Genomic DNA, 12,462 nt, shown 5'->3' on the forward strand with positions numbered 1-12,462 from the left:
AGGAGGGCTGAAACCAGTGGGTCTCGTTGAAAGCTGCTGGTCAGGGGTTATGAACCAACGTTGAGTATCTCGAAGAATTACTCGGTGACAGGTGTTGGGGCAGTGTGTAAACCAGCTATATGGCTGCGTAATACAACCAGTAGTAACAAGCCGGGCAATGCCGTCAGTACTGTCGTCAAAAAGAAGTTTGGCCAACCAAATGCTTCCACCATGACGCCGGATGCGGGCCCGACATAGACTCTGCCGAAGGCGGCCAGAGCCGATAAAAGGGCGAACTGGGTGGCGGTGAACTTTGGGTTGCATAAGGCCATCAATAGAGCAACGAAAGCGGAGGTACCCATGCCACCGCATAGATTCTCCACCCCAACAGCCAGTACCATCAGGCCGTAGCTTTTGCCACTGACTGCAAGCATCCAGTACATCAGATTGGACACAGCCTGCAGTACACCAAACAGCAATAACGATTTCCATAGGCCAAGCCGCGCCATCCATAGTCCACCCACTAATGCACCGACCAGTGTGGCAATAAGGCCGAAGACCTTGTTGACCTCACCAACCTCGGTCTGGCTGAATCCTACGCCGCGAAGCAGGAATGTCGTGGTCAGGCTGCCGGCGAAGGCATCGCCCAATTTGTACAATACGATCAGGGCCAACAGCATCCAGGCGCCACGTCTGGATAGGAATTCATCCAGCGGACCTGTCAGTGCAGGGAAACCTGCAAAACGTGCCGCCCATAGCGCCAAAGCGCCGGCCAGAATAACCTCTCCTACTAGGTAGACCAATCCCCAGCCTTTACCTTCAGTCGGGACGCCGATCAGCTCCAGGCTGTAACGTGCAAGCAGAAAGCCAAAGCCCCCCCCAATCAGCATCACGATGAAACCTTTGAGTTCCAGCTTGGCTGATGATGAGGGTTTGTCGGGCTGGGCGAGTTTTGGAGACATCAAGGTGATGACAGCCATACCCGCCATAATGGCGGCGATCAGTTGGTAGGTTGCTGGCCAACCCAGCCATTTTTCGGCAATGATGAGCGCGAGTGCACCAGAGACAAGCATGGCGAGCCGGTAACCCAGAACCCCGACTGCGGCGCCCGCACCGCGTTCTTCATCGTGCAGGAGTTCAGTCCGATAAGCGTCGTAGGCGATGTCCTGGCTGGCGGATAGGAATGCAACTGCTACACCAAATGCTGCGAGTAATCCTGGCGATACTGTTGGATTCACAAGCGACATGGCAAAGATAGCCACTGCCAGCAATAGTTGGGTGATCAGCAACCAGCCCCGTCGGTGACCAAGAAAGGGCGGTTCGAATCGATCGAGCAGCGGAGACCAAAGAAACTTGTAGGTATAGGGTTGGCCAATCAGCGCGAAATAACCGATTGTCGTGATATCCAGTCCGGATACGGTTAGCCAAGCCTGCAAACTGCTCGCAGTTAGCGCGAGTGGCAAACCAGATGCGAATCCCAATCCGAGTGTCGCTGCGACCCGACGATTGCCGAAAATGGTCAGATAGTGCGCCAAAGCCATACTTAGAGCTCACCGTTGTAGTCGATGATCAAGGGGGCGTGGTCTGAGAATTTCACGTCCTTGTAGATGCTGCCGGTGTGGGCTTTGGCTGCAATACCTGGTGTGCATATCTGGTAATCGATCCGCCACCCTACGTCTTTGGCATAAGCCTGGCCACGGTTGCTCCACCACGTGTAGCCAGGCTCTTCTGGGTAGCGCGTACGCCAGACATCAACCCAGCCATGTCCGAATAGCTCTGTTAACCAGGCTCTTTCTTCAGGTAAAAAACCGGAATTTTTTTGATTACCTTTCCAGTTCTTCAAGTCGATGGGTTGGTGAGCGATGTTCCAGTCACCGCAGACCACGATTTCACGCCCCTCAGCCAGTAGCCCTCGCATATGAGTCATGAATCTCTCAAGGAAAGCGAACTTGACCTGTTGGCGCTCGTCGCTGCTGGAACCTGAGGGTTGATACAAAGAAATAATGGAAAGCGGACCAAAGTCCGCTCGAAGGTATCGTCCTTCGGCATCAATGTCGGCAATACCCAAACCTTCTGTAACACGATCCGGCTGACGCCGACTGTATATGCCTACACCGCTGTAGCCCTTCTTTTCTGCTGTATGGAAATAGCCATGATATCCAGTGGGGGATCGCATAGCGTCGCTCATATCAGACAAATGGGCCTTGAGTTCCTGAACACAGACCACATCGGCTTCGCTGGCAGCCAGCCATTCAAAGAAACCTTTGTTGGCGGCAGAACGCACACCATTCAGGTTGGCAGAAATTATTCGCATAGCAGTCGCTCGGTAAGGCAGATAAGAACCCGGAATGATATGCTATAAAGCATCGAAACCCGCATGCCGTCTCGCTTTTCAGGCCTCACTAATATGTCAAATGTTCGTACCGATTTCATCGCCTTTGCCGTTCAACAGCAAGTACTTCGCTTTGGTGAGTTTCAAACCAAAGCAGGCCGGCAGTCTCCCTATTTCTTCAATGCGGGCTTGTTTCATGATGGTGCGAGTATTGGTCGACTGGCGGGTTTTTATGCGGACACGGTAATCGCTTCTGATGTGCCGTTCGATATGTTGTTTGGGCCGGCTTACAAGGGGATATCGCTGGCAGCCACAACTGCTGTGGCCTTAGCCCAAAAAGGTCGTAATGTACCGTTTTGCTTTAATCGCAAAGAAGCCAAAGATCATGGCGAAGGTGGTACTTTGATAGGAGCCCCGCTTAAGGGTCGGGTCATGATTATCGATGATGTGATATCCGCGGGTACTTCCGTGCGCGAATCCGTTGAGCTGATCCGTGCCCAGGGGGCGGTGCCGGCAGGGGTGCTGATTGCGTTGGATCGTCAGGAACGTGGGCAAGGGGCTCAGTCAGCAGTTCAAGAAGTCCAAGCCGAGTATGGTATCCCAGTTATCGCTATAGCGAATCTTACTGACTTGATCGATTATTTGAATGGGCAACCAGAACTGGAACGAAATTTGCTCGAGGTTCGGCGTTATCGCGCCGAATACGGCGTCGTCTAAGGAAAACTGGAACTATGCGTACTCATCTGCCATTACTAGCCCTGTTGATTTGTCTGCCTGCTTCGGCCGCCATATACAAGTGGGTGGATGAAAATGGCAAGATACAGTACAGCGATAAGCCACCCCATCAACAGACGACCCAAGGCACAACCAAGCTGAATAGTCGAGGCATGGTAGTAGATAAGTCCGAAGGGCTTCTCACCCCTGAACAGAAGGCTGCAAAAGAGAAAGAGCTCGCCAAGCAGCGTGAAGCTGCTCAAAAAGAAATGGAAGCCCGTCGGCGTGACAAAGCGCTGCTTAATAGCTTTACCAGTACCAGCGAGATTGATGCACTCCTGGCTCGTAATGTGGAGCAATTGCAGGCAAGTATTCAGTCTGATAAGGGGCGGATTGAGGCGGCGCAGAAACGTTTGGACACTGTGCTAGCCAGAGCGAATAAGATCACTACAAGTAATAAACCTATCCCTGAAGACTTGCGTAATTCAATTCAGGAGCGCCAAGCGGATCTCACTAAGCTCAATGAAGATATCAAGCAAAAAGAAGCCAATATAGCCCAGCTCCGTCAGCGGGCGGAAGATGATAAGAAGCGGTTCACTGAATTACGGGGCCCCAGCTCCAAATAAAAAACGCCCGAACAGGGCGTTTTTTATTTGGATGGTAGCGCAATTATGCTGACCAAAATGGATAGTCGAAACGTTGCAGCAAGGTTACGGTTTCGGTAAGTGGGAGACCGACCACTCCGCTGAAACTACCTTGAATCTCATTAATCAGTACGGCACCCAGACCTTGAGCCCCATAACTGCCGGCCTTATCCATAGGCTCCCCACTCGCCACATAGGCAGCAATTTCTGAAGCACTTAAAGTTCGAAAGCGCACAGTGCTTCGTGAGAGCGCGTATTCGGTACGTTCGCCATTACTAATCGCCACACCTGTTAGGACCTCGTGACTGCTGCCGGATAGCTGGCCAAGCATCGCCTGCGCATCGTCTGCATCAAGTGGTTTGCCAAGTATTACATTCCCGAAAGCTACTGTTGTATCCGCCGCTAGTAGTAGTCGTTTGGGTAGGCCAGCAGCCAAGGCTGCAGCAATACCTGCTTCAGCTTTGGCGCGAGCGAGTCGTTCCACATAGGCTATGGCAGTTTCACTTGGCTTTGGCGTCTCATCGATTTCACAGCTTACCCGTTCGAACCGAATACCGATTTGTGTCAGCAATTCACGTCGCCGTGGGCTGGCGGATGCAAGGTAGATAGCTGGTCTGTGGTGCATTTGGCTGCTATTCACGGTGGTAGGGGTGGCCTTGGTTGATAGCGACAGCACGATAAAGCTGCTCCGCTAACAGTATGCGAACCATACCATGTGGGAGAGTCAGGGCTGAAAGCTGCAACAGCTCGTGGGCTTGCTGTTTGATGTCTGGATGCAGACCGTCGGCACCGCCGATAACAAACGCTACATCACCACCATTACGGTGCCAGCTCTTCAGCTTGTCGGCCAGTTTCAGTGTGGTCCAATTGGCACCACGTTCGTCCAGGACAACTTTATGGCAGCCAGGAGGGAGTGCAGCCAAGATACGGTCACGCTCAGTTTCCATGGCTTTCTCAACCGAGCTGCCCGAACGCTGCCCGGGTTTCAACTCAATCAGTTCAATCATGGCTTCCCGCGGCATGCGTTTGACGTATTCCTTGTAACCGGTCTCCACCCAGTCGGGCATTTTGTGCCCGACTGCGATGATATAGAGCTTCACGCTTTGCTGTCAGGATCGTCGTGAGCTTGGATAGCCGCTTCCCATGGGCGAGTGGGATTGAATGTTGGTTTTTGGCCGCCCCACAATTGTTCGATGTTGTAGTAGTCACGTACGGCTGGGAGCATGACGTGGATAATCAGCGGGCCTGCATCCAGCAGGACCCATTCACCTGTGGCATCACCCTCCATGCCGAGGATTTCAGCGCCGGCTTCCTTGAGTTTTTCCCGTGCGCTGTTGGCCAATGCTTTGACTTGGCGATTGGAGTTACCCGAAGCAACGACCATGCATTCAAACATGGATGTCAGTTTGGTGGTGTCGAGCACCAGAATATCTTCACCTTTGATGTCTTCCAAGGCGGTGACAGCGATATCGCGCATTTGCTCGATGGTGAGGTGTTGAGTCATGGTTATTTGTTGGCCTGATAAAGCAAATGCCGCCCGGCGTAATCGAACACGGCATGGAATTTGAAGTCACAGCTTGTTGCCCGCTGTGAAAGGGATTCCAAGAGCAGTGCAGGAAATGGCGAGCGGCGTTGTTAGCAAAAGCGGGATTGTACCTGTATCCCCAGAGGGGGTCACGCTAAGTGTTTGAATTGTCGGTGGGACTTGTTCTTCTGATGGTGTAAGAAACAGTTGTAAGTGTGTTTTGAACACGATATCGCGGGTATGTAACAGACTTTGAACGGATTCTCAGATCGACCTCTCGAAATGGGCTACCAACCCTTTCAGAGAAACAGCTGTCTGAGAGAGCCGCTCAGCAGATAATGCAACGTCCTGTGCTTCACGGTTATTGGCTTCTATGGTGTTGGCCATACGTTCGATAGTTTTTGCCACTTCTTCTGCTGCTGTGGATTGCTCGCGGAGCGTGGCGCTAATCTGGCTGGTCATTTCCACCGTATGCTCGGCAGCTTGAGCAACCGCCTCCAAATTACGATTACTGGCTTCAATAGAGGCTGTGCCATTGGCAACCTCTGCTACAGCGTCATCCATGGTCATCAGCGTGGCCTGGGTTACCAGCTGAATATTGGTGACGTTGTTGTTGATGTCCTGAGTCGACTGACTCGTACGCTCAGCCAGTTTGCGTACTTCATCTGCCACTACCGCGAAACCACGGCCTGATTCCCCAGCACGTGCTGCTTCAATAGCGGCATTCAAAGCCAGGAGATTGGTCTGATCGGCAATTTCTTTGATTGTCCCAGTCATGCTGCCAATTCTGGCGACAGCCTGGTTCAGATCATCCAATGTGGCACGCGCCTCGCCCACAACCGTAACAATGCGGTTGGTGGATGCCAGGCTGGCCTGCATATTGGCCTCACCTTCTCGTACAACTACTTTCGCTTGTTGCGCACTGGCGGTAGCTTCATGAGTGGCACGGCTGATTTCGGTGACGGATACACTCATTCTTTCAGTCGCTGCGCTAACTTTTGAAGTTTGCTCGCTTTGTATATTGGTCTGCTTGGCAAGTGCTTCGGCTGAATGATCGAGTTGATGTGACTGCGTAGCGACTTTTTGGGAGGTGGACAGGACATCGGTGATCAGAGTGTGCAGATGGGCTGAAAGTGACCTGACCGATGCGATCATTTCCCCAAATTCGTCCCCCTGTTCGATATGTGGGCTGGTACGGAAATTACCCTCCTTGATATTTATGAGTGCGGTTTCCACTTTTTGCAGTCCTTGCACCGCACGGCTTACCCACCAGCCACCACCTATCAATGCGGCTACAGCTCCACCCCCAGCAAAAGCCCACACTATGCTGGAATCCGCATTCATACTGGCGGCAAGCGCTGTTGCCAAATTCATGACCGCCAATAGTATGAATGCAAGCCAAGCGCGTTGAGCGAAGGTCAGTGTTTGCATAGGAATGCTCGCTCCTTTGATTGGAGAATTAGCGTTTCTCGTGCGTACTGGAGATGGGCCTGACCGGTGGAGGGTCAATTCGGCGTGAAACACGGCAAGTTCATTGGGCTGGCAGACGTACTTGACCGGGATAATCGGTATTTTCGTCTTTGTGGCGCATGAGTCTTTAAGTGCTCAGTACCGACGGAAGGGGCCGCCACTTTAAGTTAGCTGATCTGGTAGGTATCAACAACCACTCAGAAGTATAAAAATGTATCTGGGGCTTTACCATTGTGCGCTCGGGGATAAGAGCGCCAAGTAGATAGCAATTCGGGACCTGTTCTATGTTTGGTTGAACCCAACTATAAGGAAGTTCTGGAACACTTAGAGTTTGGTCAATATCTGTAAGAGCAGCTGTCGGGAGGACGTAGCGCAGAAACTGGCATGTACATTGTTGATACATGAGGCTTTCGAGTAGCACACAAGTCTTGATCACAATTGCGCAGTAAGATCATGAACAGGGCCTTAGCCACGTATTTGGCCGTCACCGAGTACTATCCACTTCTGACTGGTCAGCCCCTCAAGCCCGACAGGGCCTCGTGCATGGATTTTATCGGTCGAGATGCCAATTTCTGCTCCGAGGCCATATTCAAAGCCATCTGCAAATCGTGTCGAGGCATTCACCATGACGCTGGCTGAATCGACTTCCCGTAGAAAACGACGCGCCTTGCTGTAGTTTTCTGTCACGATGGCATCGGTATGGTGGCTGCCATAGTCGTTGATATGATTGATAGCAGCATCAAGGTCTGCTACGACACGAATGGCCAGAATGGGTGCCAGGTATTCGGTACGCCAATCTTCATCTGTGGCAACCAAGGCTGTGGGTACAAGATCGCGTGTACGGGGGCAGCCACGTAGTTCCACACCTTTGGCAGCATAGATACTTGCAAGTAAAGGTAGTGCCGTCTTGGCGATATCGTCATTCACCAACAGGGTTTCCATTGTGTTGCATGTGCCGTAGCGATGGGTTTTGGCGTTGTCGGCAATCCGTACTGCTTTTTCGAGGTCAGCCTCGCTATCGATATATACGTGACAGATGCCATCCAAATGCTTGATGACAGGTACCCGGGCTTCTCTTGCAATACGCTCGGTTAGTCCCTTGCCACCTCGCGGTACGATCACGTCTACAAACTCACTCATCGTAATTAGCTCACCCACCGCTGCGCGGTCTGTGGTCTCTACGACTTGAACAACGCGCTCGGGTAGGCCTGCAATGCGTAACCCTTCCTTTACCAGCTTGGCGATGGCCTGGTTACTAAGCGTGGCTTCAGACCCCCCGCGCAAGATCGCAGCATTTCCTGATTTCAAGCAAAGTCCTGCTGCATCTGCCGTTACGTTTGGTCTGGCTTCATAAATGATGCCAATCACACCTAGTGGTACGCGCATCTTGCCTATTTGGATGCCGGAGGGGCGGTAAGCGAAATCGCTCATTTCGCCCACTGGGTCAGGAAGGTTGGCAATCTGGCGCAAGCCTTCCGCCATTGCGGCGACGCCTTTGGCGGTCAAGGTCAGGCGGTCCAGTAGCGCTGCATCAAGACCGGCAGCACGCGCGTTTGCCACGTCTGATGCATTGGCGATTAGCAATGCTTCGGCATCGCGCTCAATTGCGCTCGCCATGGCATGGAGCGCTGCGTTCTTGGCGTTGGTATCCGCCCGTGCAATCTGGCGTGAAGCGGCGCGAGCGGCTTGTCCTACTTCATTCATGTATTGCTTGATATCCATGTCCGCTGCTCCCTATACAGATGTTCAACTTGATTCTGCCAGATTCGCCAACGGCTTGTAGGGCTGATTCGGCGCGCTCAGATTTAACCCTGTTCAGACCAATAGTTCCGCTGGAAGAGCTGCGCATTCGTAATGCGGAGGTTGCGAGTTCGCTCCTTTTTCGGTCCACTTGTCATCAATGAGATCACCTCTCTAAGAGCCTGTTCAAAGTCTCCTGCGCGTCAGCAATACGGTGTTAAAAACGCCCTCGGAATGCTTATTTACCCCATGTAAACTCCGCTTCCTCAGTTGTTTTCGCCTTGTCTTGCTTTAGCTCGCGAGACTTTGAACAGGCTCTGAGGTTTTCTACCTCGGGTTACTGAGCGATCTCATCCAGAACGTGGCCGCGAGTCTGGGCATATGTCAGCTGGTCTGTTACCGAAGACAAATGTCCTGTTTTGACGTAAATGAGGCATCCCTCCACGCTAAAGGGTGTATGCATGGAAAGATGTGGGCTGCGTATCCAGGTGCCTGGCGCATAGTGGCCATGTTCGTCTTGAAAGGTGCCCTCCAGGACGAGAATTTCCTCTCCACCCCAGTGACGATGGTGATTGAAGTAGGTGTTTGGCGCCCACCGCACCAGTGCCACATGTTCAGTGCCATGTGCATGCAGAGGCAATACCGATAAGCCTTCAACCATACCTTGGTGCCAAAGTGCCTGCTTTGTATCTATCCGCGTTTGTAAGACATCGTCCTGTTCGAACTGATTTAGTTTCACGAAAAGTGTGCAGCCTATAGTACTGTAAGGCTTATGCACGCTGCCCGCAGGGTTGCGTATATAGGTACCTGCTGAGTAGTCGCCGGTTTCATCGGAAAACGTACCTTCAAGCACCAGAATTTCTTCGCCACCTGTATGGACGTGCTCGGCGAAGTAAGAGCCTGGGGCGTAGCGGACAATGGATGTGGCCCGTGCTTTCTCTCCACCTATCCTATCGAGTAATCGGCGCTCCACGCCCATTTGAGGGGAGGTGATCCAAGGTGACATAGTGGGTGAAATGACGACCCGGCGCTCAAAATCTGCATTGATGCGCATCGTGAATCTCCTGTTTATTGCAATGGGCCGAACAATCACGTTCGGCCCCGGCGTAAACTACCTCGCCAAAGCCTTCGAAGTTCACCGGCGCGGCAAGGTTGAATCAGTTGGGTGACACACACTGGAAGTTGCGATGAATTTCCTCGTACTGCTTGGTGGTGTTGTCTCCTGATTCTCTTCAGTTGTTAGTTGCGACCGGCCATCACGCCACCGTCAACGTCCCAAACAGCACCTGTTACCCAGCCCGCCTCTTCAGAGAGCAGGAAGGCAATCACGTTTGCGACATCATCGGGCGTGCCGATGCGGCCAAGTGGATGGAAACCATTGAAACCTTGCAGTGCATCGTTGACTTGCTCCTTCGGGATGAATCCTTCATAAATCGGGGTCTGTACGACGGCGGGTGAAACCGCGTTGACGCGAATACCGTAGTCAGCCAGCTCCATAGCCAAATGTTGTGTCATGGAGTGCAGGCCAGCCTTGGCCATGGAGTAAGCAGTCGAAGGCGTTGCCTTGATGGACTGTTTGGCCCACATGGAACCGATATTGACGATGGCCCCCTTGGCTTTGCGCTCAACCAGACTCTTTGCAAAAGCTTGTGTCAGAAAGAAGAATGCACGGTTGAGTACCATGTATTGGTCGTAGTCCGGACCGGTATGTTCAAGAAAGGTTTTTGGCAGGAATAGGCCGGCTGCGTTGACCAGCAAGTCTACTTTCAGGTCGTTGTGGATACGGGCGATTAAAGATTCAACATCAGCTTGCTTCGAAAAGTCGGCAACAATGCCGGATGCCGAGCCTAGTGTGCTCAATTCTGCGACCGTAGCGTCAATGGTAGGTTGGTCACGCCCGACGATGATGGCGTTACCGCCCCCCTGCAAGATTCTGCGTGCCGTTGCTTTGCCCATACCACTGGTGCCGCCAAGAACAAGAACCGTCGCCTGATTAAAGTTACTCATTTCACAACCCTTCTAATAGGTAGATTAAGATGACAAAAAAAGAAATTAATTTGTTCGAACAAAGGAATCTACAGTCCTATCAATAGCTTGCCTCAAGCTGTCAACAGGCAGTATTTCCTGAGCTACCAGCAAAACCCCTCACATCACATATTGCCAAGCTGGCAATAACTAAGTCCCATGTACCAACGGGAACAGATGAGTTCTGTTATCGAGGAGCGCTTGCTTAGTACCAATAAACCGAAATCTACCTTTTGGTAGGTTTGTTGTCAAGTGATGAATCTCAACTGCCGAAACGGTTCCTCAAAGCAACGCGACTGATTTGATCTGAGCCCATACTTGGGTGCCTGGTGCAATGCCAAGTTTATCGAGGGAGTATCGGGTAATGCGCGCCAGCATTTGGCTGCTGCCAACATCTAGGGTAATCAAAACATGGGCGGCATGACTGGCCGGGTGGATGCTGCGTACGGTTGCTGGCAGACGATTGAGGATGCTTACGTCGTTGTGAGGACCACATGAAAGGCTGATATCTCGTGCCAGGATACGAACGCGCCGTTTTGTACCATGCCGTGGAAGATCAGGTACTAGCAGCTCACCGCCACTAAATGCCAGGCGGGCCAAGTTGTAGTGTGGGTCGACGCTTAGCCGTTCGGTTTCGAGGATTACGCTGAGTTCCTCATCGAAAATACTGGGGAGGTCGGGGCGCGATAAAGTTGCAGACAGTGGGCCTTGGGCTTGTACTCTTCCTTCATGGATCAGAATCAGATGATCGGCCAGTCGGCTTACTTCATCCATTGCGTGGGTGATGTAGACCATGGGTAGATCAAGTTGCTGCTGTATCTGGGCCAGATATGGCAGGATTTCCAATTTGCGGGTTTGGTCGAGAGCAGCCAGAGGTTCATCGAGCAGCAGTAGGGAAGGCGAAGTAAGCAAGGCTCGGGCGATGGCTATGCGTTGCCGTTCGCCGCCTGAAAGTTGTGTTGGCCGGTGTGCCAGAAGCGGCGTCAGTTCCAGTAAATCTAAGGTTTGCTGCCAATCGATCTTGCGTAGGGCTGCCGGCGTACGTTGGTAGCCAAAAGCCAGATTGCCGCGGACATCCAAATGGGGAAATAGTCGAGTATCCTGGAATACCATGCCGATACCCCGTTGCCAGCAGGGTAGGAAGAACTTGCGGGTACTGTCTTGCCAGCAAACATCGCCTTGCCAGATTTCTCCACTTACCTGGGTTTCCAAGCCAGCGAGGCAGCGTAACAAGGTGGTTTTGCCAGAGCCGGAAGGGCCGAACAGCACAGTTACCCCGCGAGCTGGCAAAGAGAACTCGGCATCCAGACTAAACGCGCTGCGTTGTAATTGCAGGTTTGCACGCAGACTCATGACGTAGTTCCGCGCTTTTGCAGCAGCTGCAACCCCAGTAGGACTGCGAAGCTGAATAAGAGCATGCCACCAGCAAGCCAATGTGCCTGGGTGTATTCAAGCGCTTCGACATGGTCATACAGCTGTACCGAGATGACGCGGGTCTTGCCGGGGATATTGCCCCCTATCATCAGCACTACGCCAAACTCGCCGACTGTATGGGCAAAAGTCATCACCGTGGCGGTAATCAGCCCAGGCTTTGCCAGTGGTAGTACCACATGAAGGAAAGTGTCGATCGGTGGCGCACGTAATGTCGCTGCCGCTTCCAGTGGTGCATTGCCTATGGCTTGAAAGGCCTGTTGCAGGGGTTGGATGGCAAAGGGTAGCGAATAGAGCATTGATGCCAACAAAAGCCCGCTGAAACTGAAAGGCAGCAGACCCCAGCCAAGTGCTGTTGTCAGTTGTCCCAGTGGCCCTTGGTTGCCGAGCGCTAACAATAGGTAGAAGCCCAATACGGTGGGTGGGAGAACCAATGGCAGCGTGACAACAGCGCCGACTACCTTGCTGAGCCAGTGTGTAGAGCGGCTTAGCCACCACGCCAGAGGCATACCCAGTAACAGTAGAAGTACGGTGGTGAACGCTGCCAACTTGAGTGTCAGCCCTATAGCCGACCAGTCTTCAGGCGCTAGCAGCATGATGGC

General features: G+C 52.5%; 14 protein-coding genes. 2 read left to right on the forward strand and 12 right to left on the reverse strand.

What is annotated here, in order from left to right; translation table 11 throughout:
• Positions 1-77: 77 nt before the first annotated feature.
• Complete coding sequence (locus tag ACUHMQ_RS00770) at positions 78-1,520, reverse strand: AmpG family muropeptide MFS transporter (protein WP_445293525.1); 1,443 nt, start codon at positions 1,518-1,520, stop codon at positions 78-80.
• A gap of 2 nt (positions 1,521-1,522) precedes the next feature.
• Positions 1,523-2,293 (reverse strand): exodeoxyribonuclease III, encoded by a 771-nt coding sequence (locus tag ACUHMQ_RS00775; RefSeq protein ID WP_445293526.1) that lies wholly within the window; start codon positions 2,291-2,293, stop codon positions 1,523-1,525.
• Positions 2,294-2,386: 93 nt separating this feature from the next.
• On the opposite strand from ACUHMQ_RS00775, the gene pyrE reads away from it, so the two are divergent.
• The gene (gene pyrE / locus ACUHMQ_RS00780; RefSeq protein ID WP_445293527.1) at positions 2,387-3,028 is read left to right on the forward strand and encodes an orotate phosphoribosyltransferase; all 642 of its coding nucleotides are present in this window, start codon (positions 2,387-2,389) and stop codon (positions 3,026-3,028) included.
• Between the two features lie 14 nt (positions 3,029-3,042).
• The gene (locus ACUHMQ_RS00785; RefSeq protein WP_445293528.1) at positions 3,043-3,651 is read left to right on the forward strand and encodes a DUF4124 domain-containing protein; all 609 of its coding nucleotides are present in this window, start codon (positions 3,043-3,045) and stop codon (positions 3,649-3,651) included.
• A 43-nt stretch (positions 3,652-3,694) separates the two neighbouring features.
• On the opposite strand, the gene ACUHMQ_RS00790 is transcribed toward ACUHMQ_RS00785, so the two are convergent.
• From ACUHMQ_RS00790 to modB, 10 genes are all read right to left on the reverse strand, one after another.
• The gene (locus ACUHMQ_RS00790; protein ID WP_445293529.1) at positions 3,695-4,294 is read right to left on the reverse strand and encodes a Maf family protein; all 600 of its coding nucleotides are present in this window, start codon (positions 4,292-4,294) and stop codon (positions 3,695-3,697) included.
• Between the two features lie 7 nt (positions 4,295-4,301).
• Positions 4,302-4,769 (reverse strand): 23S rRNA (pseudouridine(1915)-N(3))-methyltransferase RlmH, encoded by a 468-nt coding sequence (rlmH, locus tag ACUHMQ_RS00795; protein WP_445293530.1) that lies wholly within the window; start codon positions 4,767-4,769, stop codon positions 4,302-4,304.
• On the reverse strand, positions 4,766-5,146 hold the full coding sequence (rsfS, locus tag ACUHMQ_RS00800; RefSeq protein ID WP_445293583.1) for a ribosome silencing factor: 381 nt from the start codon (positions 5,144-5,146) through the stop codon (positions 4,766-4,768). The genes rlmH and rsfS overlap by 4 nt, the downstream gene beginning before the upstream one ends.
• The gene (locus ACUHMQ_RS00805) at positions 5,103-5,228 is read right to left on the reverse strand and encodes a hypothetical protein (protein WP_445293584.1); all 126 of its coding nucleotides are present in this window, start codon (positions 5,226-5,228) and stop codon (positions 5,103-5,105) included. The genes rsfS and ACUHMQ_RS00805 overlap by 44 nt, the downstream gene beginning before the upstream one ends.
• A gap of 230 nt (positions 5,229-5,458) precedes the next feature.
• Positions 5,459-6,625 (reverse strand): methyl-accepting chemotaxis protein, encoded by a 1,167-nt coding sequence (locus ACUHMQ_RS00810; RefSeq protein WP_445293531.1) that lies wholly within the window; start codon positions 6,623-6,625, stop codon positions 5,459-5,461.
• Positions 6,626-7,129: 504 nt separating this feature from the next.
• Positions 7,130-8,386 (reverse strand): glutamate-5-semialdehyde dehydrogenase, encoded by a 1,257-nt coding sequence (locus ACUHMQ_RS00815; RefSeq protein WP_445293532.1) that lies wholly within the window; start codon positions 8,384-8,386, stop codon positions 7,130-7,132.
• A gap of 355 nt (positions 8,387-8,741) precedes the next feature.
• The gene (locus ACUHMQ_RS00820; protein WP_445293533.1) at positions 8,742-9,458 is read right to left on the reverse strand and encodes a cupin domain-containing protein; all 717 of its coding nucleotides are present in this window, start codon (positions 9,456-9,458) and stop codon (positions 8,742-8,744) included.
• Between the two features lie 185 nt (positions 9,459-9,643).
• Positions 9,644-10,411 (reverse strand): SDR family NAD(P)-dependent oxidoreductase, encoded by a 768-nt coding sequence (locus ACUHMQ_RS00825; protein WP_445293534.1) that lies wholly within the window; start codon positions 10,409-10,411, stop codon positions 9,644-9,646.
• Positions 10,412-10,711: 300 nt separating this feature from the next.
• On the reverse strand, positions 10,712-11,782 hold the full coding sequence (gene modC, locus ACUHMQ_RS00830; RefSeq protein ID WP_445293535.1) for a molybdenum ABC transporter ATP-binding protein: 1,071 nt from the start codon (positions 11,780-11,782) through the stop codon (positions 10,712-10,714).
• Entirely contained in the window at positions 11,779-12,456 is a 678-nt protein-coding gene (gene modB / locus ACUHMQ_RS00835) for a molybdate ABC transporter permease subunit (RefSeq protein ID WP_445293536.1), read from the reverse strand. Before modB ends, modC begins: the two co-directional genes overlap by 4 nt.
• Between the last annotated feature and the right edge of the window lie 6 nt (positions 12,457-12,462).

This window comes from Chitinimonas violaceus (assembly GCF_052601015.1).